The organism is Microbacterium sp. Leaf203 (assembly GCF_001421275.1).
GTDB lineage: Bacteria > Actinomycetota > Actinomycetes > Actinomycetales > Microbacteriaceae > Microbacterium > Microbacterium testaceum_A.
Genome location: NZ_LMKF01000020.1, coordinates 910 through 1,170, shown reverse-complemented (window position 1 = coordinate 1,170; position 261 = coordinate 910). Strand labels below are relative to the sequence as shown.

Below are 261 nucleotides of genomic sequence, written 5' to 3'. Positions count from 1 at the left end.
GCCGGCGAGCAGCCAGTTGAACACCGGCGTCGTCGACAGGAATGCCGCGCCGACGATGGTCGGATCGAACGCGACACGGCAGATCGTCGCGATGAGGGAGCCGACCGACAGCCATCCAAGCACCGGATAGGAGCGCCAGCGCGTCGCGAGCGCAGGAACGACGGCAAGCAACCCGGCAAAGACAGTCGTCAGTCCGGAACCGAATGCCATGTGGATGAACAGGAGACTGGTCAGTCCCGCTCCCGCCAACGCAGCGGAAAC

General features: G+C 65.1%; 1 protein-coding gene. It reads right to left on the bottom strand.

The window, feature by feature from the left end; genetic code table 11:
• Nucleotides 1–210, bottom strand: a 210-nt coding sequence (locus tag ASE56_RS16780) for a hypothetical protein (protein WP_156371569.1), incomplete at its 3' end; no start/stop codon positions are given.
• Nucleotides 211–261 lie beyond the last annotated feature (51 nt).